Annotated in this window: 19 protein-coding genes; 6 read left to right on the top strand and 13 right to left on the bottom strand. The window is 72.8% G+C overall.

Annotated elements, in window-relative coordinates:
• Positions 1-228: 228 nt before the first annotated feature.
• The 5 genes from ACQEVC_RS32205 to ACQEVC_RS32185 all read right to left on the bottom strand — a co-directional run bounded on the left by ACQEVC_RS32205 (position 229) and on the right by ACQEVC_RS32185 (position 6,342).
• Entirely contained in the window at positions 229-2,307 is a 2,079-nt protein-coding gene (locus tag ACQEVC_RS32205; protein WP_432885134.1) for a condensation domain-containing protein, read from the bottom strand.
• Positions 2,308-2,905: 598 nt separating this feature from the next.
• Positions 2,906-3,148, bottom strand: coding sequence for an acyl carrier protein (locus tag ACQEVC_RS32200; RefSeq protein ID WP_432885131.1), 243 nt, complete (start codon positions 3,146-3,148; stop codon positions 2,906-2,908).
• Positions 3,149-3,283: 135 nt separating this feature from the next.
• Positions 3,284-3,670 (bottom strand): peptidase inhibitor family I36 protein, encoded by a 387-nt coding sequence (locus ACQEVC_RS32195; protein WP_432885129.1) that lies wholly within the window; start codon positions 3,668-3,670, stop codon positions 3,284-3,286.
• Positions 3,671-4,450: 780 nt separating this feature from the next.
• Positions 4,451-5,230, bottom strand: coding sequence for an LLM class flavin-dependent oxidoreductase (locus ACQEVC_RS32190; RefSeq protein ID WP_432885126.1), 780 nt, complete (start codon positions 5,228-5,230; stop codon positions 4,451-4,453).
• Between the two features lie 236 nt (positions 5,231-5,466).
• Positions 5,467-6,342 carry a hypothetical protein gene (locus tag ACQEVC_RS32185; protein WP_432885123.1) on the bottom strand — a complete coding sequence of 292 codons (876 nt, stop codon included), beginning with the start codon at positions 6,340-6,342 and terminating at the stop codon, positions 5,467-5,469.
• A 285-nt stretch (positions 6,343-6,627) separates the two neighbouring features.
• Here ACQEVC_RS32185 and ACQEVC_RS32180 point away from each other — a divergent pair, with 285 nt between their 5' ends.
• Positions 6,628-9,906, top strand: a complete 3,279-nt coding sequence (locus ACQEVC_RS32180) for a BTAD domain-containing putative transcriptional regulator (RefSeq protein ID WP_432885121.1) — start codon at positions 6,628-6,630, stop codon at positions 9,904-9,906.
• A gap of 9 nt (positions 9,907-9,915) precedes the next feature.
• Here the strand turns inward: ACQEVC_RS32180 and ACQEVC_RS32175 are convergent, their stop codons facing one another.
• Together ACQEVC_RS32175 and ACQEVC_RS32170 are read right to left on the bottom strand one after the other, a co-directional pair.
• Positions 9,916-10,227 (bottom strand): hypothetical protein, encoded by a 312-nt coding sequence (locus tag ACQEVC_RS32175; protein ID WP_318402480.1) that lies wholly within the window; start codon positions 10,225-10,227, stop codon positions 9,916-9,918.
• A 108-nt stretch (positions 10,228-10,335) separates the two neighbouring features.
• Positions 10,336-11,451: a LacI family DNA-binding transcriptional regulator gene (locus tag ACQEVC_RS32170; RefSeq protein ID WP_432885117.1), complete on the bottom strand. Its 1,116-nt coding sequence runs from the start codon at positions 11,449-11,451 to the stop codon at positions 10,336-10,338.
• Between the two features lie 294 nt (positions 11,452-11,745).
• On the opposite strand from ACQEVC_RS32170, the gene ACQEVC_RS32165 reads away from it, so the two are divergent.
• Positions 11,746-14,658 carry an aminotransferase class I/II-fold pyridoxal phosphate-dependent enzyme gene (locus ACQEVC_RS32165; protein WP_432885114.1) on the top strand — a complete coding sequence of 971 codons (2,913 nt, stop codon included), beginning with the start codon at positions 11,746-11,748 and terminating at the stop codon, positions 14,656-14,658.
• 218 nt (positions 14,659-14,876) lie between these two features.
• Here ACQEVC_RS32165 and ACQEVC_RS32160 read toward each other — a convergent pair whose 3' ends face one another.
• Positions 14,877-15,821 carry a LysR family transcriptional regulator gene (locus ACQEVC_RS32160; protein WP_432885111.1) on the bottom strand — a complete coding sequence of 315 codons (945 nt, stop codon included), beginning with the start codon at positions 15,819-15,821 and terminating at the stop codon, positions 14,877-14,879.
• Between the two features lie 8 nt (positions 15,822-15,829).
• Positions 15,830-16,120: a hypothetical protein gene (locus ACQEVC_RS32155; protein ID WP_432885109.1), complete on the bottom strand. Its 291-nt coding sequence runs from the start codon at positions 16,118-16,120 to the stop codon at positions 15,830-15,832.
• Between ACQEVC_RS32155 and ACQEVC_RS32150 the strand changes: the two genes are divergently transcribed.
• Positions 16,119-16,289, top strand: coding sequence for a hypothetical protein (locus tag ACQEVC_RS32150; protein WP_432885108.1), 171 nt, complete (start codon positions 16,119-16,121; stop codon positions 16,287-16,289). The two genes, ACQEVC_RS32155 and ACQEVC_RS32150, sit on opposite strands and share 2 nt — an antisense overlap.
• A 165-nt stretch (positions 16,290-16,454) precedes the next feature.
• A complete protein-coding gene (locus tag ACQEVC_RS32145; RefSeq protein ID WP_432885105.1) occupies positions 16,455-17,582 on the top strand; it encodes a Kelch repeat-containing protein in 1,128 nt (375 codons plus the stop codon).
• Between the two features lie 307 nt (positions 17,583-17,889).
• Here ACQEVC_RS32145 and ACQEVC_RS32140 read toward each other — a convergent pair whose 3' ends face one another.
• The 4 genes from ACQEVC_RS32140 to ACQEVC_RS32125 form a co-directional block, all read right to left on the bottom strand.
• Positions 17,890-18,276 (bottom strand): hypothetical protein, encoded by a 387-nt coding sequence (locus ACQEVC_RS32140; RefSeq protein WP_432885102.1) that lies wholly within the window; start codon positions 18,274-18,276, stop codon positions 17,890-17,892.
• Between the two features lie 177 nt (positions 18,277-18,453).
• On the bottom strand, positions 18,454-19,266 hold the full coding sequence (locus ACQEVC_RS32135; RefSeq protein WP_432885100.1) for a hypothetical protein: 813 nt from the start codon (positions 19,264-19,266) through the stop codon (positions 18,454-18,456).
• Positions 19,263-19,757, bottom strand: a complete 495-nt coding sequence (locus tag ACQEVC_RS32130; RefSeq protein ID WP_432885097.1) for a SigE family RNA polymerase sigma factor — start codon at positions 19,755-19,757, stop codon at positions 19,263-19,265. Before ACQEVC_RS32130 ends, ACQEVC_RS32135 begins: the two co-directional genes overlap by 4 nt.
• Positions 19,758-19,965: 208 nt before the next feature.
• Positions 19,966-21,054 (bottom strand): NAD(P)/FAD-dependent oxidoreductase, encoded by a 1,089-nt coding sequence (locus tag ACQEVC_RS32125; protein WP_432885095.1) that lies wholly within the window; start codon positions 21,052-21,054, stop codon positions 19,966-19,968.
• Between the two features lie 143 nt (positions 21,055-21,197).
• Here ACQEVC_RS32125 and ACQEVC_RS32120 point away from each other — a divergent pair, with 143 nt between their 5' ends.
• On the top strand, positions 21,198-22,052 hold the full coding sequence (locus ACQEVC_RS32120; protein ID WP_432885093.1) for a helix-turn-helix transcriptional regulator: 855 nt from the start codon (positions 21,198-21,200) through the stop codon (positions 22,050-22,052).
• A 46-nt stretch (positions 22,053-22,098) separates the two neighbouring features.
• Positions 22,099-22,614 carry a GNAT family N-acetyltransferase gene (locus tag ACQEVC_RS32115; protein WP_432885090.1) on the top strand — a complete coding sequence of 172 codons (516 nt, stop codon included), beginning with the start codon at positions 22,099-22,101 and terminating at the stop codon, positions 22,612-22,614.
• Positions 22,615-22,644: the final 30 nt, after the last annotated feature.

Genomic DNA, 22,644 nt, shown 5'->3' with positions numbered 1-22,644 from the left:
TTCTGCGGTGATGGTCGACGACACTCTCACCGTGCTCGATGGCGTCCGCGTCGGGCCGCTCCACCCGAGCCGGTCGGTTGACCGGCCGCAGGGTGCTGCTGTTCGACTGGAGGCCGCCCGTCGCAGACGCGAGCATATGGCAGCGATGTGGATGCCTCCAGGCCTGATACCTGTGCGGCGTCGGCGGCAACGTCGACACGTACCAGGGGTCCTCCCGGCCGACCGGACCTATCCCGAGGCGGTCCGCGCGCTCCGCTGGTCCGGCGTGGACCCGCCGGACCCCCGCTCCGGGTCGGCGGCGAGTCGGGCGGCCAGGGTGGCCAGCCGCGACGGACGCCAGAAGTCCTCCAGCCGTACCCCGGTGAAGCCGCGCCTGCGGAGCGCCGTGAGTACCAGTGGCAGCCGCTCCAGCCGGCCGCCGGCGGTCACGTACTGCGCCGCGAGGTCGACGTCGGTGAGCCCGTTCGCCTCCGCCACGGCGTCGCGCAGGGCCGTCTCCGCCGCGGTGCCGGGCCGGCGCGGGCCCTCGCCCCGGCCGTCGCCGGCGGCCAGCAGCACCAGGCCGGACCAGTCCGACCTTTCACCGCCGGCCGACGACGGGGACCCCGGGTCGGCGTAGATCTCGAAGCGCACCGGGCAGGCCACCGCGTACCGGTCGTCGCCGTGGAACAGCAGGAAGTCGCGCAGGTCCGCCGGTGTCAGCTCGGGATCCCGGACGGCCACCCGTGCGGTGAGTGCCTCGCCGCCATCCGCGGAGCCGCCGGCCAACACCTGCGCCGACGCCACGCCGGAGTGCCGGAGCAGGAGCAGTTCCACCGCGCCACAGTGCACCCAGGAGTGGTCGAGAAACACCCAGCGCGCGTCGCGGGCCGTGCCGCCACCGATCAGCTCGGTCATCCGGTCGAACGTCAGGTCGCCGTCGCGGGCGGCCCGCGTGAGCAGGTGGTCCACCGCGCGCACCAGCCACTCCGCCGCGGGTGCCGGCAGCAGGCTCTCCTTCGCCGAGACGAAGGTCCGCAGCCAGGGCCCGGAGGAGAACACCTCGGCGTACAGGTTCGGCACCGCGTAGGGCTCGCTCTCGGCCAGGCGGGTCACGGTCAGCTCCGTGGCGGCGTGCAGGCGCCGCCAGCGCAGCGCGACCCGCGCCCGCCGGATCGGGTGCCGCCATGGCGGTCCGGGCGGCGGCACCGTGCGGTCCAGATCATCGGGCGCGGCCGCGAGCCGGACGAAGTTGAGGAAGGCGCCGGCCCGCAGCCGGGTCCCGCGCTGCACGTCGAGCGCGATCTCCTGCTCGATGAAGCGCATCGTGTCGAACCGCATCCGCTTGGCGTTGCGGTAGATCAGGTGTTGCATCCGGGCTGCCGCCACCCGGAACGCCGGCCGGTCGGACAGGTCGACGCGTAGGACCATGTCCCGGAAGAGGCTGCCGACCGTCCGCCGGAGCCGGGCGGAGTCGCGGCCGCCCCAGGTGAAGCCGAGCGGGATCACGGTCTGGCCGGTGTGGACGGAGAGCGCGGTGCAGAGCGCGGCGAGGAACACCGCCGAGTGACCGACGGCGTCGCGCTTCGTCAGCTGGTGGATGGCGTACGTCGACGCCTTGGAGAGGAGTTCGGCCTCCACGTACCCGCCGTGCTCGGGACGCACCGGGACCGGCAACAGGCCCGTGGGGAGCAGGCGGAGCTCGTCCCGCCAGTGCACGAGGGCGCGCTCCTCCGCCGCGCGCCCGGCCGGGCTCTGTTCGGCGTACGCCACGTCGGCGGGCTGTTCCCCGGTGGCGGGCAGGTCTGGTTCCGCGCCGGCCGTGTAGGCCTCCAGCGTCTGCGTCATCTCCTCCTCGACGATGCGGGCCGCGGCGTAGTCGGCAGCGATGTGCGCGATCACCACATACAGCGTCCGGACGTCGTCGCGGGTCACCAGTGCGGACCGGATGGGCCAGTCCCGGGCCACGTCGAACGGCGCCTTGTGTAACCGGCCTGCGACCTGCTCCTCGTCGTCGACCGTGGAGACGGTGTGCTCCTGCGGCGCGACCGGCTCGGCGGGCCACACCGTCTGCGTCGGGTCGCCGTCCCGGTCTGCGGAGAACGTGGTGCGCAGCGCCTCGTGCCGCTCCAGCGTCAGCGAGAGGGCCCGCGCGACGTCGGCCCGGCCGAGCGCGGGCGGCACCGTCAGAGCGAACCGCTGCGCTTCCCACAGGTCGCGGCCGTATGTGCGGTGCGACAGCCAGCTCCGTTGGACGAATCCGTGCTGGAGTGGCGCTGTCCTCAACGGACGGCTGCCGGGCGACGGCCGTATCGAAGATGATGACATCGGCAGATAATAGTCCGGCCGGCCCGGACCAACACCGTCGGACATATTTGAACCTCCCCTTTCGGTCGGGTGGGCCGCAAGGTCGTACGCGATGCGTGAGCGCCGCGCGGTTCAGGTCGAAAATGGTTCGTTCACCGGTGCCGGACGGGCACGGACAGCGCGGGCGCCACACCTCTTCCGCAGCAGTTCCGCGGGCACGAGGCCATGCGGGTAGCGCAGACGGACTGGGTTAAGGGCATCGCCGTGACGGAATCAGAACGATGCGAGGAGATGCTCGGCTCCGTACGCCGCGATGACGACGTCCGTCATTCGAGCGCCCGTCATTCGAACGCTCCTTGGGGACGCATCCGCGCCGTACTGGGGGATCCGGTAACGCTGGAGTCGTGGACGAACTTTCTGCCACGCCGGGACCGGCATGCCCTCGTCGGCGAACCTGGCCCGCCGTCCAGGAACACGGGCATCACAAACGCGGCCGCGCTCCTGCCGGCGCGACCGTCCGCAGACATGGAAGCGTCTCCCAGGGGCGGGCGTGCCGCGCCGGCTCGGCGTCCGGGCGCAGCGGGTGCCACCGGTCGCCAGCGCAGCCGGACCGGTCTGGTCAGCCGTCGTCGATGCCGAATTCACGCAGCATGCGCAGGGCGGCTTCGAAGCTGTCGATTCCCACCATCTGCTCGGGCTCCAGATCCACCGCGAACTCTTCCTCGATGGCCACCACCAGGCTCATGTGCCCCACCGAGTCCCACTCGTCGTGCTCGCGTTGCCGTAACGCGGCGAAGTCGACCCCCTCCTTCAGATCGAGCGACTTGGCGAAGACGGTTTCCAGGCGGTCACGCACCGACATGTCGGGAGACTAGGCCTCCGGCCCGGCGTCCACCAAGGTCCCGGGGGAAACGACGCACAACCACCGCACACACAGATCCAGCCGAGCCGGGCTGGATGTCGGCCTCGACTCGGCTGGATCCGTGGGACGCCTAGATCAGGGAACCCACACGCTCTCCGGGGAGAAGCTGCCGAGGTCCGGAATGCCGGTGTTGCCGGCGAGCTGGTACGGCCCGCCGACGCAGTCGTCGTTCGCGAAGAGCGCCGCGCTCTGGCTGCCGGTGTTGTACGCCGACCTCGCCCGATCGCCCCAGCCGTGGTCGACGAGGCTGACGCAGGCCTGGCTCGGGCCGGGGACGCTGACCGTGAAACGCGTACCGCTGTAGTTGGTGCCTTCGAACAGGCAGACCGTGTTGGTGAATGGACAGTCGACGGCGGCGGCCGCGTCGGAGGTGAGACCCGCGTTGGCCACGCCCGGAATCACCGCGCCGACCAGGCCCGCCGCCATCGCGGCGGCGAGCACAATGGAGCGTGGACGCCGCACCCGCGACCAAGCAGCCGAACCGAACATGTCGTACCTCCCGGTATCGTCGTTGTCCGCCGATATTAATGGACGGGAGGTTGTACCAAGGATCGCAAAGACGTACCTCGATTCCGCTATGGATAGTGTCAGGGCCCTGCTGGCTCTGACCTACTGAGCATTGTCCGCGACATCTGGAAGCATTTCTGGGTGCGGGTCGGTAGCCTGTTCAGGACGCCGCCGCGACAGAATCCGCACCAGCCTGGGCATTGAACCTTTTTCAACCTCCCCTTGCGGTCCGTCGGAGCGCGAGGTCGGACGCGGTGTGTGAGCACCGCGCGGTTCAGGTTGAAAAAGGTTCATTCGCGTAGGCGCCGTCCGACGTCCGCCGTCGCGACCCGAACGCCTTTTTGTGATCCCTTCCTGGCGTCGAGCCGTTCCGTCGGTCGGCGCCGTCACCGGGCGGCGACCTCGGGGCGCGCCGCTGCGGTGCGCCGGGCGGGCAGGGCCGGGGTGAGCGGGTGCGTCACGTGACCCCGCTACCCGGTCGGGATATGCTCCCGGCGACCCCTTCACGCTGTGCCGGGCACCCTTCGGGGTGGAGCGCCGTGCGTAGTCGGCGAAGTCCCTCGGCGGCCACCGGGACGACTGGCCCGAAGGCCAGGCCGGACGGGCGCGCGGCTGCCTGGTCCCGCTGTGGTGTGCGTTTCACCGGCGGGTCACGACGATCTCAGGGCCAGTCGGCTCCGGCGGCCCGGCCCGACCCGGACCCGGACCCGGACAGCCTGGCGCACAGGTACCGGATCAGGCGGGTGGGCCGGCCTCGATCTGCCGGCGTAGCCGGGCGAGCCAGTCGCCGTCCGGAGTGTCCGGGCCGACCACCAACCAGGTGACCCCGGCGGCGGCGTACTCCTCGACCGGTACCGCCGGATCGTGCGGCACGACGATGTCCCGGTCCGGCCCGAGTACGGCGCGTACCTCGACGACCTGTGCCGGGGTCAGCCCGCCGACCGCGTCGCGGCCCAGCGCGAACACCCCGTCGTACCGGGCGGCCCGGTCCAGCGGACGCCGGTGCGGCCAGGTCGCGGCGACCCAGATCGGCGGCCGGGGTCGCTGCACGGTCTCCGGGCCGAGCCGGGCCCGGATCCGGAACAGCGGACCGTCGTGTGCCACCTCGCCGCCGCGTAGGAGTCCGTCCAGCACCACCAGTGCCTCGTCCAGCGCGGCCGCCCTGGCCTGCGGGTCGGCCGACTCGCCGAACCCGGTGAAGTCGGTCTCCGGGACGCCGAGGCCGACCCCGACCACCGCCCGGCCCGCGCTGAGCTGGTCGAGCGTGATCACCTCCTTGGCCACCTTCCACGGGCGCCGCCGGGCCAGCGGGGTGACCATCGCGCCGAGCCGGACCCGTTCGGTGGCGGCACCGACCGCGCCGAGCAGTACCCAGGGATCGTGCATCGGCATGCCGTCGGCGCCGAGGTGGTCCCAGAGGAAAAAGCCGTGCCAGCCGGCCCGGTCGGCCGCGACCGCAGCGTCGACCAGGTCGGCCGGCGCCCCGGCGGGCGGGAGGGATATCGCGTACCGCATGCCCGTATGTCTACCGGTCCGGGTCCATCCTGTCTGTCCCGTCCAGCGACGGACGAAGTCCCGCCGCCGCCAGCGGTGCCGGTGCCGGTGTCGGCGTGGTGCGGCGGTGGTGGTGGGCGGTCGTCCTCCGGTCGGTGGCCGGCCGGCGTCGGCGTGGTCCGGCGGTGGTGGTGGGCCGCCGCCCTCCGGCCAGCGGCCGGAGGGCGGGCGGAGGCACAGCCCGTGGACGGGTCGCGTCAGGCCGAACAGATCGCGTACGCCGTGACGGTCCAGTTGCCGGCGAAGGCGCCGTTCTCGGCACCGGTCGCGGTGGCGGTGGGCAGGCCGACGTTGGGGCGCAGGTCGTCGATGACCACCGCGCCGACCGCCCCGTTGAGTTCGGCGCCCACCCCGTGCGCCCGGGTACCGGCCGGGCAGGCCGCGGTGGTGACCGACGCCGCCACCGGTGAACCGGCCGCGCTGGTCGCGACCCTGCGCACCATGTTGGCCGAGGCGTTGCCGCAGATCGCGTACCCGGTGATGTTCCAGTTCCCGGCGAAGGCGCCGTTCTCGTACCCGGTCAGCGTCGCCCCGGTCAGTGCCGCGTTCGGGGTGAGATCGTCGAGGAAGACGTTTCCGCCGGCACCGTTGAGCTCGGCACCGAGACCGTAGAGCCGCAGGCCGGCCGGGCAACCGGCGAAGACCGACTTCGGGCTGACCGAGTTGGTCGGACTGGTGAAGTGCACCCGTTGCAGGTTGAGCGTGTTGACGCCGCAGATCGCGTAGCCGGTCACGTTCCAGTTGCCGGCGAAGGCGCCGTTCTCGACACCGGTCACGAGCACGTTGGTCAAGGTGAGACTCGGGGTGATGTCGTCCAGGCTCACGTTGCCCCCACCACCGGTGATCTCGCCGCCCGCGCCGTAGACCCGCTGCCCGGCCGGGCAGTTGACCACGACGCTCTTGCTCGCGATCGAGTTCGTGGCGCTGGTGACGGAGACGCGGACCGGGGCCGCCACCCGGGTGCCGGAGTCGGCCGCCCGGGCCGGGCCGGCGGTGCTGACCGCGCCCGCCACCATGATCAGGGCAAGGGCCGACACGGTACCGCGCCGAACCCTGGTGTTATTGACAGCCATCGCTGCGGATCTCCCTTCGTCGCCCGCCGCCTGAGCTGGCGGTGGCGCACGGTCCAGCCTGGTCAGATCCGTCACGGTGCGGTCCGGGTCCGATCAGGGCCGGATCAGGGTGGGCGGTCACCGGCGCCCGACCTCCGTGCGGGGCGGCCGCGGCGGCACCTGGCGCGCCGACGGCCCGTGTCGGTATTCCGACTTTCGCTGGCATATGCCCGCTCTGTGCCGACATGCTGGCGCCCGGAGCCCCCGACCGTGTCACGTCCGGTTACCGGGGGAGGTGTAGCAGGGTTGCGTACGTTGCCCCGGCAACCGCCGATCCGGCCGCTGCCCGCCGGCCACCCGTCGATCTGGCCGCCGGTTGGTCACCCGCCGGTCCAGGAGACAGCGCCACCACTCCCGCCGTGGTCGCCGGGCTGGCGCTGCCTCCTCGTCGCGGCGGCGGCCGGCTACGGCAAGACCACGACGGTACGCCGGATGCTCGCCCCGGGCACCAGCCGCTGGTACACCAGGGCGGAGTGGACGCCCGTGCTCGGCGGCACCGACGGCGGGCCGCCCCGGGTCGACCTGAGCAGGCTGCCGGGGTCCACCGACGGGCCGGCCGGCGACGACCGGTGGCTGGTGCTCGACGGTGTGGATCCGCTGCCACCGCCACGGCTGCGGGCGCTGCTGACGGCGGCGTACCGGTTGCCCGACCGGGTCCGCCTGGTGGTGGTCACCCGCCGCCCGCCCGCGGCGGCCCTGGTCGCCGGTGGGATCCGCCGCGGCGACCTGGGCCTGCTCGGGCCGGTGGACCTCGCGCTGTCCCGGGTGGACGTGGCCGCGTTGTTGCGGGACCGCTACGACCTGCCGGATCCGGCGCTGACCCGGGCGGTGCACCGGGCCACCGCCGGCTGGCCGACACTGGTGCACCTGCTGGCCCGGACGCTGCGGGACCTCGGTGACCGGGACGACGGGCCGGCCGGGCTTGCCGCCGCGGCTGCCGGAGCCGTGGCCTACCTGGCCGGCGAGGTGTTCCGGGAGTTGCCCGCCGACGCCGCCCGGGTCCTCCGGCAGGCGGCCCGGGTCGACCCGGCGCACTGCGAACTCCTCGCCGGGTCCGACCCGCGCCGCACCGGTCGCCTGCTGCGCTGGTTGGCCGCCGCCGGTCTCCTCGGCGCCGAGCGGTCGGACGGCGCCGGGCACCCCGCCATTCCGCTGGTGACCGAGGCGGCGCACCGGCACTTTCCGCTGTCGCCCGCCCGGGCCGCCGCACTGCAGGTGCGGGCGGCCGACTGGTACGCCGGGCGCGGCCTGACGGCACCGGCCCTGCACGGCTACCGGGCGGCCGGCCGGGTCGACCCGACCGTCCGGCTGCTTCGCCGGTACGGCACGCGGCTGCTGGCCGACGGCGAGGCCGCCCTGGTCGGCGCCGTCGTCGGTACGCTGCCGCCGGCCCGGTGCCCGGCACCGCTGCGCCAGTTGCACGGCGACGCGCTGCGGATCGCCGGCGCGGCCGAGTCGGCGCTCGAGGTGTACCGGTCGCAGGCCGCCCGGTATGCCGCCCTGCCCCCGGCACTGGCCTGGCGGTTCGGCCTGGTCCACCTGCTGCGGGGCGAGCCGCTGGCCGCGATCGCGGTCTTCAACCGGGCGAGCACCGGGGCCGGTCGGACCCCCGACGAGGCGCTGCTGCTGGCCTGGGCCGGGTGCGCGTACGCGCTCTCCGGCGACGTGGCGACGGGGCGGGACCGGGCCCGCCGGGCGTTGGCAGCGGCGTCCGCCGTACCGGGCGCGGGTCGGTTGGGCGAACCGGCACCGGCCCGGCCGTCGGCACCGCCCGGCTCCGTACCGCCGGCCGGCTTCGTACCGCTGGCCAGGCCGGACCTACCGGTCGGCTCGGCGTTGCGCACGGCGCAGGCGGTGGTGACCGCCGCAGTGGCGGCCGGCCTGACCGCGCGGCTGGCCGGCGACCGGGCGACCGGGGCCGGACAGCTCGCCGAGGCGGTCCGGCTGGCCGACGCCGCGGGTGATCTCGGCCTGGCCGCCTGGGCGCGGCTCAACCTGGCGGTGGCACAGTCCGGCGCGGCCCGCTACCGGGAGGCGGTGACGGTGGCGGGCGAGGCCGTCGAACTGGCCGAGGAGGCCGAGTACCCGGCGATGCTGGCGCTGGCGCTGGCGGTCCGGGGCACCGCGCTGGTCCGGCTCGGGAGGCTGGCCGAGGCGGTTGCCGAGTACGAGCGCTCGGTGGCCCTGCACCACCGGCTCGGCTCGGCGTACGCGGCGGTGCCGCTGGCCGGGCTCGGCCGGGTGCACCTGCTCTGTGGCCGGGACAGTCTGGCCCGGGCCGCCTACCAGGAGGCGGTACAGGTGAGCGAGCCGACCGGGAACGTGATCGCGCTGGTACCTGCGTTGGCCGGGCTGTCCCGGGTCATCGCCGGGACGGATCCGGCCCGCGCCACCGCGCTCGCCGAGCGGGCCGTCCGGCTGGCTCCGGGCCCGGACGGCGGCCCGGCCCGGTGCGCGCTGGGCTGGGTGGCGGTGGCCGGGCGGGACCTTCCCCGGGCGGTGCTGCTCGCCGCCGAGGCCGAGGAACACGCCCGGCTGCACCAGGACCGGACCGGACTGGCCGAGGCGCTGCGGCTGCGGGCGGCCGCCACCGACGACCCGTCGTCGGCCCGGCAGGCGCTGGTGGAGGCCGGGGCGATCCTGCGGGAGGCCGGGGCGGGGGTCGACGCGGACCGGGTCCGGGTACTGCTCGGCCGGTTGCCCGGGGCAAGTGCGGAGGAGCGGATCGACGCCGAGGTCGCCGCCGCCCGGCTCGCCGAGATCGGGGTGGTGGTCCCGGTACCGGCCGTCGCGGCCGGGACGGTCGCGGTACGCACGCTCGGCCGGTTCGAGGTACGCGTCGACGGTCGACCCGTGCCCACTTCGGCCTGGCAGTCCCGCAAGGCCCGGGACCTGCTCCGGATCCTGGCCGCCCGGCGGGGTCGACCGGTCTCCCGGGAGCAGCTCGGCGAACTGCTCTGGCCCGGGGAGCCGCCGGAGCGGCTCGGCCATCGACTCTCGGTGCTGCTCTCGCTGCTGCGTGGGGTGCTGGATCCGGACCGGCACGGCCCGGTCGACCGGTACGTGGTCGCCGAACGGGCCAGCCTCGCGCTGGACGTCACGCACGTCGACCTCGACGTGCAGCTCTTCCAGGCCGAGGCGCTGCTCGGGCTGCGCCGGTTGGAGCGCGGGGAACGGGTCTCGGCGCAGGACGTACTCACGCTGGCCGAGCGGCGCTACCTGGGTGACTTCCTGGCCGACGACCCGTACGACGACTCGGCGCTGCCGGTCCGGGAGGAGATGCGCCGGCTCTACCTGCGGGTGGTCCGGGCCCTGGCCGAGCTGGCCCGGCACCGGGGCGACCCGGAGCAGGCGGCGTACCAGTTGCGGCGGGCCCTGGAGATCGACCCGTACGACGAGCGGACCCACGAGGAGCTGATCTCGGTGCTGAGCGCGGTCGGCCGGTACGGCGAGGCGGACGAGGCGTACCGGCGCTACCGGCGGGCGATGGCGGTGCTCGGCGTACCGGCCCGGCTGCCGCGCTGACCCGGCGGTTCAGAGGCCGAAGACGTCCTCCTCGGCGCCCTGTCGGACACCGTCCACGAAGCCCCGGAAAGCCGGGTCGTCCCGGTCGGCGGTCACGCTGGTCACCTGTTCACCGGTCGCCTCGGCGACCGCGTCCACCAGCGGGGGGTAGCTGAGGTCGACGTCGGCCAGTTCGTCGTCGTCGGCCTCGGCGAGATTGATCACGTCCTGGAGCTCGTCGGTGTCGGTCTCCGGGTCACCGGCCCAGGCTTCACCCAGCTCGTAGCACTCGTCGTACAGCGCGCGCTGGTCCTCGGTCCAGTCGTCGTCGTAGTTCCTCACGCCGTACTCCCTTCCCCGCCCACCACCTGAGCATGCCCCGACGGGTGCGGGAGGGTCCCCTGTTATCGGTTTTTGCCCACCGGACCGGGCCGGCGGCGGCCGGCGGGACTATCCGCGGTCGGTCCGGGTATCCGCGTCGGTCCGGGTGGCCGCGTCGGTCCGGCTAACCGCGTCGGTCCGGGTAACCGCACGGGCGGCGCCGAGCGAGGCGACCGGGCCGGTCGACTCCCGGACGACCAGCCGGCAGGGCTGCCGGATCACCCCGGCGGCCCGGTCGCCGTCCAGCGCGGCGAAGAGCTGCTTGACCGCGGTCGCGCCGAGCTGTTGCAGGTTCAGGTCCACGGTGGTCAGTGGCGGCCGGCAGTCGGCGGCGAAGACCTCCCAGTTGTCGTACCCGACGATGGCCACGTCGTCCGGGATCCGCCGGCCGAGGTCGAGCAGGGTCTCGGCGACCCCGGTGGCGATCTGGTCGTTGCCGCAGAAGACCGCGTCGATCTCCGGATCGGCGGTGAGCAGCATCCGGCCGGCGTGCCGGCCCCAGCGCTGGGACCACTCGCCGTAGAGCGGGTCGCCGCCGGCCAGCGGCAGGCCCGCCTCGGCCAGCACCGCGTGCAGGCCGGTCACCCGGTCGCGGGCGGCGCGGTAGGTCTCCGGGCCGGTGATGTGCCCGATCCGGCGGCGGCCGAGGGCGACCAGGTGTTCCACGGCCAGCCGTGCCCCACCGGCGTCGTCGGCGAGCACGGAGAGGTCGTTCGGGTCGTCGGACTCGCCGTAGACGTAGACGACCGGGACCGGGATGTCCCGGGTCAGCGAGGGGCGGATGTCGTTCGAGTCGCCCAGGATGATGAAGCCGTCCACCTGGCGGGCCAGCAGCGTACGGATGTAGTGGCGGCGCCGGATGACGTCCCCCCGGGCGTCGCAGAGCAGTACGCACATCTGCTCGTTGCCGAGCGCGTTCTCGATGCCGAGCAGCACCGGGAAGGCGAACCGTTCGCCGAGCTCGTCGGTGAGCAGCCCGATGGTCCGGGTGCGTCCCGAGATCAGTCCCTTGGCCAGGGCGTTGGGGTGGAAGGACAGTTCCTCGGCCGCCTCCAGGACCCGGCGGCGGGTGGCCGGGGCGACCTCGTCCCGCGCGTTCAGCGCCTTGGACGCGGTGGCCACCGAGACCCCGGCGCGCCGTGCCACGTCGGTCAGGGTCACTGATTGAGAGCGTTGTCTGACCACCGAAATCCTTTCGGACCGTCTTTCGAAAAGGCCGAGCAACCAGGATTGTAGTCTAGGCCCACTACACCGCGATTTGCCCCTTCGTGAGACGGGTTGGCAATCGGGCAGCCCGCTCGATATCTCCCGAAAAGGTTTTCGGAGCCGGTCTCGTCCAGACCCGGCCACCCCGGTCGACCACCCGGGCGGGACCCGCGTCCCGATGTGCCCGACGGAGTCGACCGGACTGTCGGGGCACGGCCCGAAGACACGAGCCGGTGTTAGCCGGTTGAAAGGCCCGTGCGGTCTACTTGAGACGTGACATGGGGGGAGCGTTCGGCGGTCGCCGTGGTGGGCATGGCGTGTCGCTTTCCGGGAGCGGACGACGTCGACGGGTTCTGGGCGCTGGTCCGGGACGGTCGGGTGGCCACCGCGCGGGTGTCATCCGGCCGCTGGCGGCACGAGTACCTGCATCGGCCCGACGATCCGCGGCACGCCGACTCGGCGTACACCGACGTGGTCGCCCACCTGTCCGACGTGCGGACCTTCGACGGCCAGCGGTACGGGTTGGCGCCCCGGCGGGTGGAGGTGACCGATCCGCAGCAGCGGCTGCTGGTCGCCCTGACCGACGCCGCGTTGCGGGACGCGGCCCTGCCGGAGCTGCCCGTCGAGCGGACCGGTGTCTACGTCGGCGCCTCGGTCAGCGAATACCGGGAACTGCTCACCAGCCGGCTCCGGGCCGGACAGATGGCGGCCGGTGACCTCGGTGAGCCGCTGGACCCGGCGCTGGCCGAGGCGGCGGTCCGCGGAGTGGTGCCGATGCGGGCGTTCACCATGGCCGGCTCGATGTTGAACATGGCGGCGGCCACGGTGAGCGCGGTCTTCGACCTGCGCGGGCCGAGCCTGGTGGTGGACGCCGCCTGCGCGTCGTCACTGCTGGCCGTGCACGAGGCGGTCGGACACCTGCGCTCGGGCCGCTGCGACCTGGCCGTCGCCGGCGGGGTGTACCTGAACCTCGTCCCGGACAACCTGGTCGCGTTCTCCCGGATCGGCGCGCTGTCCCGCTCCGGCGTGTGCCGGCCGTTCGACCGGCGGGCGGACGGGTTCGTGCTCGGCGAGGGGGCGGCCGTGGTGCTGCTCAAGCGGCTCGACGACGCGCTGCGGGACGGCAACCGGGTGCACGGGGTGGTCCGGGGGGTGGGGTGCGCCAACGACGGTCGGGCCGACGGGCCGATGACGCCGCGCCTGGAGGGACAGGTGTCGGCCCTGCGTCGCGCGTACGAGGACGCGGGGATCGAGCCGTCCGGGATCGGGTTCGTCGAGTGCCACGGCACGGCCACCCCGACCGGCGACGCGGTGGAGCTGGCCGCGCTGCGTACGGTGTTCGGCGAGGACGCCGACCCGTACGTGTCGTCGGTCAAGGCCAACATCGGGCACGCCATGTCGGCGTCCGGCATCGCCGGTCTGATCAAGGCGCTGCTCGTGCTCGGGCACGGCGTCGTACCGCCGCAGGTCGGTTGCGAGGAGCCCGCCCCGGGACTCGGCGCGCTACGGCTGGTCGGCCGGCCCCACCCGTGGCCCGCCGCGCCGGACGCTCTCCGGCGGGCTGCGGTCAACTCGTTCGGCTTCGGCGGCACCAACGTGCACGTCGTACTCGACCAGGGCCGGCCCGGTGCGGTGGCCGCCCGACCGGCGTCCACCGGTGGGTCCGGGCGGACGCTGTGGGCGGTGACTCCGGGACCGGACCCGGGCCGGGACCGGCCCACTCCGGCGGCGGGCGTGCCGGCCCCGGCCCTGCCGCCCGACGACGACCTGCTGGCGGTGATCGCCTCGGTCAGCGACCATCCGCGCGACTCGCTGCGCGCCGGGCAGTCCCTCGTCGCGGACCTCGGGTTCGACTCGCTGATGCTGGCGGAGCTGGAGGAGAAGCTGGCACAGCGGTACGACCTCGCCGCCGAACTGCCCGCGGAGCTGCTCGGCCGCGACACCACCATCGCCGACCTGCACGCCTCGCTGGCGGCCCGGGACCGTCCCCCGCCCGGCGCCGGCGCGCTGCCGGAGCTGGCCGCCCTCGCACACCGCCGCGCACTGCTCGACGAACTCGGCCTGCCCAACCCGTACTTCGTCGCGCACGACGGCGCGCTCGGCGCGACCACCACGGTCGACGGAGTCGAACTGGTCGACTTCTCCGGATACGACTACCTCGGCCTGGCCACCGACCCGCGGGTGGTGGAGGCCGCACAGCGGGCCGTCGCGCGGTTCGGCACCTCGGTCTCGGCCAGTCGGGTCGCCTCCGGCGAACGGCCGCTGCACGGCGAACTCGAAACCGAGCTGGCCCGGCTGCTCGGCACCGAGGACGCGCTGGCGATGGTGAGCGGCTACACCACGAACCTCAGCGTGCTCGGCCATCTGCTCGGCCCCGACGACCTGGCCGTGCACGACGCGCTCGCGCACGACAGCATCGTGCACGGCATCCGGCTCTCCGGCGCGACCCGCCGACGCTTTCCGCACAACGACCTGGCCGCCCTGCGCCGGATCCTGGACGCCGACGCGGGCCGGTACCGGCGGGTCGTCGTGGCGGTGGAGGGCGTCTACAGCATGGACGGTGACCTCGCCGACCTGCCGGAACTCGTCCGGCTGCGCCGCCGGTACGGCTTCCTGCTCTATCTGGACGAGGCGCACAGCATCGGCGTGCTCGGGCGTACCGGCCGGGGTGCCGGAGAGCACTGGCAGGTGGAGCCCACCGACGTCGACCTCTGGATGGGTACCCTGTCCAAGGCGCTGGCGAGCTGCGGCGGGTACGTGGCGGGCCGTGCGGAGCTAATCGACTATCTCCGGTACACCACGCCCGGGTTCGTCTACAGCGTCGGGATCCCGCCCGCCGCCGCGGCCGCCGCGCTCGCCGCCGTGCGGGTGCTGACCGCCGACGCCGGACCGGTCGCACGGCTGCACCGCAACGCCGCCCTGTTCCGGGCCCGGGCCGCCGCCCGAGGTGTCCGGACCGGTGGTGGCGGCAGCCCGATCGTCCCGGTCGTCACCGGCGGCTCGGCCCGGACCCTCCGGCTCGGCGCGCGGATGCGGGAGCGGCGGATCAACGTCCAACCGATCGTGCACCCGGCGGTCCCGGAAGCCGCCGGCCGGCTGCGGTTCTTCGTCAAGGCGGCACACACCGCCGACCAGATCGAGGCGACCGTCGACGCCCTGGCCGCGGTGATCGGCGATGCCCAGTAGAGCCGCGGGACCGCGGCGGCCGGCATGCCGGCTCAGAGAGTGAACCTTCTCAACCTGAACCGCGCGGCGCTCACACACCGCGTCCGACCTCGCGCTCCGACGGACCGCAAGGGGAGGTTGAAAGAGGTTCAGTGTTGGCCGATGCAGGGGTGGTGGTCGGCAATTCTTGCCACCGCCGCCGGGTTGGAGAACCCCGATGATCTGCTTCGAGTACTCGATCAGCCACCGTCACGGTGGTGAACTCCCCCGGTGTCGGCGAGTTCGGTTACCACCTCCCGGATGGTTGTGCGCAGCCAGCGGTGCACCGGGTCGAAGTCGAGGCGCGGGTGCCAGGTCATGTAATACAGCATGGTGTCGATCTCGGGCGGCGCGTCGAGGATCCTGATCGCGCTGGTCTCGGCGTAGATGCCGACGAGCCGGCTTGGCATCGTCAGGATGAGGTCCGTGCCGGGGAGCACGAGCGGGCCGGCGGCGTGGACGGGCAGGGTCATCCCGGCCCGGCGGGGGGTGCCGTGTGCGGCGAGGACGCGGTCTATCGCCGGTTGCCGGCCGTTGACCAGGTCGATGATCAGGTGCCGGGAGGCAAGGTATTCCTCCAAGTCGAGGCCTTCCCGATCGGCGAGGGGATGGGCGGCGGAGAGCATGCAGACGAAGCGGTCGGTGAATAGTCGTTCGCTGCGTAGCTGGTCCGGCGCCTGGGTGCCCAGAAAGGCGAGATCGACCGCGCCGTGCTCCACCTCGGTGAGGATGTCGCGGTGCCACGCGTGGAACTGCAACGTGGATCCGGGCGAGCCGGCCGCGATCTTGCGGGCGAGGCCCGGCCCGAGCACCGCCTGAGCGTAGTCGGAGGCCGCGAGCTTGATCAGCTGGGCGGTCGTGGAGGGGTCGAAGTCCTCACCGGCGAAGATGTCCTCCAGTTGCGGGATCGCGGTCGACAAGCGTTCGAGGATCCGTTCGCCACGAGGGGTGATCTGGTAGCCGTTCGTCGTGCGAACGAGAAGGTCGTCGTCGAGGGTCCGCCGCAGGCGTTGGAGAGCCCGGCTCATCGCCGGCTGGCTCAGGCCGGCGCGTAGCGCGGCGCGGGAGATGTGCCTCTCCTCGAGCAAGGCGATGAGCGCGGGGAGCAGGTTGAGGTCAACCCTATCAATATGCGTGACCCGCATCCGAGGCATTATAGATATGCGCCTTCTCGCACCAGGACCGCATCGGCGACGGCGACACCGTGCGTCACCGCTCCGCCCACCGGAACAAGCCGTCCGACTACGTCGGCGCGCCGGACGGAGGCGTGCCAACCGACCTGATCGTCGGCGACGATGCGTCCCGCGCATACGTTCAATACGAACAATGCATTGGCCGTGCCGGCAACCGGCGTGGACACTTCGACTATGAGGCCCTCGACCGCGACATCAACGACCTGAGCCACAAGAATGAGTGGTTGCTCAGTCAACCGGGAGAAGCTCATGCCTGACGACGTCCGCGTGGCTGTCGGTGACGAGGCGGCCAAGTCCGTCGCGCAGGCGCGGAAGGCAGGCGGCACAGCGGTCGCGGTGCGAGCCGACGCGGCCGCGTCCGCCGAGTTCCACCACCGCGGCGGCCGCGCGGAACTGCTGCCCGGGTACGCCAGCCCCTGACCACCAGCCTGCCTCACAAGCGCGGTCCGCAGGCAGAGCGTCCGATGCGCCTGCGCGTCCAGCGCGGACACCCCTTTGAGGTCGCCGACTCGTCGCCGGGTCGCGCCACCGAACGCATCGCCGAACGGCGGAACACGAATTGTCGATTTCACAATGGAGGAATTGATGATCAAGAGACAGGTTCATGTCGCTGTGGGCGCCAGCGTTGCGCTCTCTCTCGCGGTCCTGGCCGGCGTGGCTCGGGCCGGTTCGGAGGATGCGGCACCCGCGCGGCAAGCAGCCGTCGAGGGCGGTCATGCGGCACACCTGGCTGCCGCGGCGCCTACGGTCGGACCGACCGTCACGCCGGTCTACGGGCGGGGCTGGCGTGCTCTGGCGCCCCTCGCGGGCGGGCCGCGCCAGGAGCACAGCGTCGTAGCGATCGGTGCGGACGTGTACGTGGTCGGTGGGATCAAGCCGGATGGGGCGGGTGGTCTCGTCACCGTCACCGACGTCGAGGTTTACGACACGCGCCGGGACCGCTGGCGGCGGTCCGCGCCGCTGCCGGTGGCGATGAACCATCCGAACGCGGCAGTCGTGGGTGGCAAGTTGTACGTCCTCGGTGGGCTGTCCGGTGGCGCGTCCTGGGAAGCGCTCGGGAACAGTTTCGTGTTCGACCCGGCGACGAACCGATGGAGTTCGCTGCCGCCGATGCCGGCCGATGTCCTGCGGGGCAGCGCGGCCATCGGCGTCTCCGGCAGCAAGATCTACCTTGCCGCCGGGATGCGGACACTGACTCCCGGCCCAGGCGGGTTGCAGGACACCGTGGCGACGGTGAACTCCTACGACGTCGTCACCCGCCGCTGGGCACGGCTGCCTGACCTGCCGGAGGCCCGCGACCACGCCGGCGGTGCCGTCGTCGGCACCACCCTGTTCGTCGTCGGCGGACGCGACCGCGGGCAGGTCAACGTCCGTGACACCGTGTTCGCCCTCGACCTACGCGGCGGTAGCTGGAACGCTCGGGCCTCGATGCCCACCGCCCGAGGCGGCATCGCCACCGCCGTGATCGGGACCACCATCTACACCTTCGGCGGAGAAGGCAACGTCGTCGACGGCGTCAACACCGTCTTCCCGCAAACGGAGGCGTACGACGCCCGCCGTGACCGCTGGCAACGGCTGGCGCCCATGCCGATTCCCCGGCACGGCGGCGCGGCGGTCGCCGTGGGCGACAGCATCTACCTGCCCGGCGGCGGCAACCGCGGCGGCGGAGCACCGATGGACGTCAACGACGCTTTTCGACCCGGTCATAGGTGACCACCGTGCATGACAAGGGAAAGACGCCGAGCGGAGGCGATAAGCGCGCCCGGATGATCGAATACGTGGGGGTATCCCCGGCTTCGACGCCCGAAGTCCGGGGTGGCCGTCCTGACCCGCCGGCGTTCCGGTCGTAGCGCCCGGCCGGCGCCGTCGCGGCTGCTGGGGTGGATGTCGATCCTGATGTCGCCGTCGGCAGCCGCGTCGGCACCGGCACCCTTTGGCCAGCAGGGCTGCAGCCACGCGCACGCCCTCCGTCAGATCGACCTCGAATTTGCGTGCGTCTCGCTGGTGAGTACGCCTGAGCTCAGGCGGAGCCGGCCGCCTGCTGGTTCCACATCGTGATCACGATGCCGACGACGAAGACCTGCACCGGCAGCGGCAGGCCCGGCAGGTCGGCGGCGACGTCACCGCGCCAGAAGCTCGTTTGCCGCACCGAGCCGACCCGGCGACCGGCGGCGTGCAGTTCCTGCTCGCTGCTGAACAGCGAGGCGCGCTGGAAGTGGTACGTCTGCCCGTCGGCCTCGACCGTCCACCGCTTGCGGCCGACCCGGTCCGCCGAGGCGACCGCACCGCCCGCCGCGTCGAGCAGGGTGTAGCGGTTTCCCCAGGCGTTCCCGCGCACCTCGTAGCGCCGGCCCTCCAACTCGAAGTCGCCGCCGTTGCGCCAGAAGGCGTTATCCCAGGTCGTCACGGCCCGGTCCCGGACACTGATCTCGTATCGGCTGCGCCACGCGCTCACCCTGCGGGCCTTCAACACTTCGTCAGGTTAACCGAGGTGGGCGAGCACCACCGGCAGTGGCAACGCGCGGCGATCAGCGCGGCCGGCGCACTGGTCTGTGCGACCGTCAGGTTGGAAGCACCCCGTCCGTCAGCAGGCCGTGGTGGCCACGCAGAGCCGGCTGGCGGTGTGTTTCGCCAACTCCCGCAGGCGCTGCGGATCCTCGACGTAGAAGCTCGTGACGGCGACCAGGTCGGCCACCCGGACGACTGCGGCGAGCACCACCTGCCGGTCGAACACCTCTCCGGTGGCGGTCTCCCGATGGTCGATCTGGGTCCGGACCATCAGCGACTCCTCACCGGCGAAGTTCCGGTCGATCACGGAGGCGGAACGCTCCGCCTCGGCCGGGCGGGTCGGCGAGGAGTACTCGGTCGTGGTGCGGTAGACCGCACAGGCCGAGACCGTCCGGGTCACGTCGGTCATCACCTGCCGGGCGACCTCGCCGGGAAACCGTCGGGCCTCGGTGAAGACGTACGTGTGCCCCTCGTCGTCGCCCTTCCTGGCCACGATCTGGCCGCGCATGAACAGGTACGTCCGGTAGGCGTCGATGTTCAGCGAGGCGTACCGGGGGCACAGGTCGTCCTGGGCGAACTGCCAGGTCGGATACTCCCCGGCCAGATAGGTGTGCGCGTTGTCGATCTCGAAGTCCGGCCCGACGTCGGAGGGTTGCAGCATCGCCTCGATCGGGATGTCGTCGCCCTGGAACTCGGTGCGCGGTTCGACCGGCGGCGGCAGCAGCGTCCAGGCACTCCCGAGCAGCATCACAACGGCGAGCGTCGCGCCCGCCACGGCACGAATCCGCCGACGCGTACCGCGCCGTCGGATCCGGGCCGCCTCCGCCCAGTACAGTGTGGACAGTTCCCGGTCCAGTCGGCCCGCCAGCTCGTCCAGCCTGTCGGTCATGACACCGCACCTTCCGGCTCGTCGGTCAGTAGCTTCGCCAGCGTCGCGCGGCCCCGGGACAGCCGCGCCTTGACGGTTCCGACCGGTACGCCGGTCTCCCGCGCCGTCTCCGCCACGCTCAGGCCGAACAGGTAGTGCAGGGCGAGCGCCCGACGCTGCGCCTCCGGTAGCCGTCGCAGCGCCTCGACGATCTCCAGGGTCTCGGTGGACGGTGCGGCCACCGGGGCGGGCGGACCGTGTCGGACGTGTGCCCGGATCCGGCTGCGCAGGCCACGCCACCGGCTGATGGCGAGCCGGGTGGCGACCACACGTACCCACGACTCCGGGTCCTCGTACCGACCCACGGTCGACCAGCGCTGCCAGGCCCGGACGAATGCCTCGTGCACGACATCCTGCGCCTCGGCGAGGTCGCCGGTCATGACGTACACGAATCCGACCAGGCGTTGCCGGGTGCCCCGGTAGAAGTCGTCGAAGCCATGGCCGTCACTCACCCGGTCCTCCGCGAAAATGCATGCGGGTTATACGCGCATGCCCACCCGCGAGGTTGCATCGCGACGTGAGGTTTCCGCCTGCCGGGCCGAGCCTGAACCGCCTCCCGATCTCCCGTCGGCAGCACCGGATCGACGTCACCGGCGAGCACCGGTCGAGCCCTTCCGGTCCGGTCCCGGGGGCTGGCCGACGGTGCTCCGGCGGCGTCGGTCAACGCGCGGCGACGGCGCCGAGCAGTTCGAGGTACATGTCGAGGAAGAGCCCGCCCTTCAGCTCCGCGCTGGGGCCGGCGCCGAGCAGGCCCACCTCGGGGTCGTAGGTGACCCCGCCCCTCGGACCGACCGGAAGGACGATGGCGTCCGCCGCCGCCTGATATGTGGCCAGGGTGCCGCCGCCCCGGATCAGCGTCCGGATGTTCGCGGCGACCACCTCGGCGTGCTGCTGCGCGGCCCGGGCCTGCTTCATCTCCGGCACCGCCGTGACGTCGCCGACGGCGAACACTGCCTCCTGGCCGGGCAGCCGCAACTCCGCGGTGACGGCGACCCGGCCGTCGGCGTGCCGGGCCGGGCGCAGCTCCGGGCCGAGGTAGTCGCTGTCGACGGTCCCGCCGTAGCAGGGGAACCAGATGTCGGCGCTGATGCCGACCCCCGACCGGGCCCTCACGGTGAAGCCGCCGGGCTGACCGGGACGGGTCTCCGGCAGCTCGCGCAGGGACGTGCCGAGCAGCAGTTCCACGCCCGACCCGTCGAGCTGGGCCCGCAGTTCCGCGCGGAACGCCTCCGGAAACCGGCCGGACACCAGGTCGGCGGCCGGGTCGACGACGGTGACCCGCTTGTCCGGCCAGACCGCCTTGATTTCGCCGGCGAACTCCAGCCCCACCGGCCCGGCGCCGAGCAGCAGGACCCGGCCCGCGCGGGCCAGCGCCGCACGCGTCCCCCGGAGCTTGGCGGCGGCGCCGGCGGCCTCCTCGACGTCGAGCTTCGCCGGGTACGGCGACCGCGAACCGGTGGCCAGCACGAGGTAGTCGGCCGTGAGTCGCCCGCCGGAGCCGAGCTCGACCGCGTTCGGGTGTACCCGGACCGCGCGGTCGCGGAGCACCCGACCACGGCTGAGCAGACCGTCGTACGGGATGAAGATCTTTTCCGTCCAGTCCGGATCGACGGCCGCGCGCAACGCGGCGACGTTGTGCACGAACGTGTCCCGGGGTTCGACCAGTACGACGTCGGCGACGTCGTCGAGCGCCTTCGCCACGCTGATTCCGCCGTATCCGCCGCCGAGCACAGCCACAGTGGGAGCCACAGCACACCTTCCGAGGAGTTGGGTCGCGGTCGCATCTCCGCGTCGCCGACTCTGCGGGCCGCGACGAGGGGCAGGAAGGCCGGGCCGATGGTGGTAGGGACAGGGACACCGTCCGGGCGCCGTACGGCTGTTAGGTTCGACGAGTGAGCGACAACGAGCTGGGGTTGTTCCTCCGGTCCCGCCGTACGGCGATCACTCCCGCCGAGGTGGGGCTGCCGGCCGGTCCCCGGCGACGCACCTCGGGACTGCGCCGGGCCGAGGTCGCGATGCTCGCCGGAGTCAGCGTGGAATACCTCACCCGGCTCGAACAGGGCCGGGACCGGCACCCGTCGCCGCAGGTCCTCTCCGCCCTCGGCGAGGCGCTGCGGCTGACCCCGAGCGAGCGGGTCCACCTCTTCCGGCTGAGCAAGGCGTCCGGCGGCGGCTTCAGCTGCATGGGCGACGCCGTTCCCGGGCGTGACGTCCGCCCCACCGTGCGGGCACTGCTCGAACGCCTGGAGCCGACCCCGGCGATGCTGCTCAACCGGCTGAACGAGATCGTCGGTCGGACCGCCGGTTTCGAGCGGCTGGCAGGGCCGGTCGGCCTGCTGGACGGTGCGGTGCCGAACTTCGCCCGCTACGTCTTTGCCGACGAACGGGCCCGCGCCGCGTACCCGGACTGGGACCATGTCGCCGACGAGCAGGTGGCGATGCTCAAGCAGGGCCCGTTCCGGGCGGACCCGCACGTCGCGGGTCTCGCCGACGAGCTGACCCTGGCCGCTGGGGAGGCGTTCACCCGCCGGACCGGGACGGTGCCCGGGCTGCCGAGGTCGAGCGGCATCGTCCGGTGGGTGCATCCGGAGGTGGGCGAGCTGCGCCTGGCGTACGAGATGCTCGACCTCGCCGCCGAGGACGACCAGCGGCTGGTGGTCTACCTGCCCGCCGACGCGGCGACCGGCGGCGCACTCGACCGGCTGCACCGCCGCCGGCCGCACGGCCTGCGGGTCGTGTCCGGCTGACTCCGCGGGGGCGGATCGCCGAAGGGTCGACTGCAAGAATCGGCCCATGATCCGAATTCGACCCGCCGGTGTCGAGGACGCGGTGGCGCTGGCCGAGGCGTACCTGGCCAACCGCAGTTTCCTGGCGCCCTGGGAACCCGTCCGGCCGGAGAGCTACTTCACCCCCGCCGGTCAGCGCGCCCGGCTCGAACAGGCGACGGCGGAGCGGGAGAGCGGCGCCGGCTACGGCTGCGTGATCGAGTACGACGGGCAGATCTGCGGCACGATCACGCTGTCCTCGATCCTGCGCGGGCCGGCACAGTCCGCGAACCTCGGCTACTGGGTGGCGAAGTCCGTCAACGGACGCGGAGTCGCGACCCGGGCGGTGGGTCTGATCCTCGACATCGCCTTCGGCGAACTGGACCTGCACCAGGTGATGGCCGGAACGCTGCTGCACAACACCGGGTCACAGCGGGTGCTCGGGCGCAACGGGTTCGACCGGATCGGCGTCGCCAGGGCGCACGTCGAGATCGCGGGGGAGTGGCAGGACCATATCCTCTTCCAGCGCCTGACCGACCGCTGATCCGACCGGGCGACGTCACCGGGGGGCGCG

Source organism: Plantactinospora sp. CA-294935 (genome assembly GCF_050936445.1).
Lineage (GTDB): Bacteria > Actinomycetota > Actinomycetes > Mycobacteriales > Micromonosporaceae > Plantactinospora.
This window is presented reverse-complemented; position numbering and strand designations above follow the sequence as displayed.

What these genes read in the sequence shown, in the direction of transcription:
- ACQEVC_RS32145 (WP_432885105.1), top strand. Translation starts at nt 16,455, where the DNA reads ATGATCAAGAGACAGGTTCATGTCGCTGTGGGCGCCAGCGTTGCGCTC.
- ACQEVC_RS32150 (WP_432885108.1), top strand. Translation starts at nt 16,119, where the DNA reads ATGCCTGACGACGTCCGCGTGGCTGTCGGTGACGAGGCGGCCAAGTCC.
- ACQEVC_RS32160 (WP_432885111.1), bottom strand. Translation starts at nt 15,821, where the DNA reads ATGCGGGTCACGCATATTGATAGGGTTGACCTCAACCTGCTCCCCGCG.
- ACQEVC_RS32185 (WP_432885123.1), bottom strand. Translation starts at nt 6,342, where the DNA reads ATGGCTGTCAATAACACCAGGGTTCGGCGCGGTACCGTGTCGGCCCTT.
- ACQEVC_RS32155 (WP_432885109.1), bottom strand. Translation starts at nt 16,120, where the DNA reads ATGAGCTTCTCCCGGTTGACTGAGCAACCACTCATTCTTGTGGCTCAG.
- ACQEVC_RS32190 (WP_432885126.1), bottom strand. Translation starts at nt 5,230, where the DNA reads ATGCGGTACGCGATATCCCTCCCGCCCGCCGGGGCGCCGGCCGACCTG.
- ACQEVC_RS32135 (WP_432885100.1), bottom strand. Translation starts at nt 19,266, where the DNA reads ATGACCGACAGGCTGGACGAGCTGGCGGGCCGACTGGACCGGGAACTG.
- ACQEVC_RS32115 (WP_432885090.1), top strand. Translation starts at nt 22,099, where the DNA reads ATGATCCGAATTCGACCCGCCGGTGTCGAGGACGCGGTGGCGCTGGCC.
- ACQEVC_RS32205 (WP_432885134.1), bottom strand. Translation starts at nt 2,307, where the DNA reads ATGTCATCATCTTCGATACGGCCGTCGCCCGGCAGCCGTCCGTTGAGG.
- ACQEVC_RS32200 (WP_432885131.1), bottom strand. Translation starts at nt 3,148, where the DNA reads ATGTCGGTGCGTGACCGCCTGGAAACCGTCTTCGCCAAGTCGCTCGAT.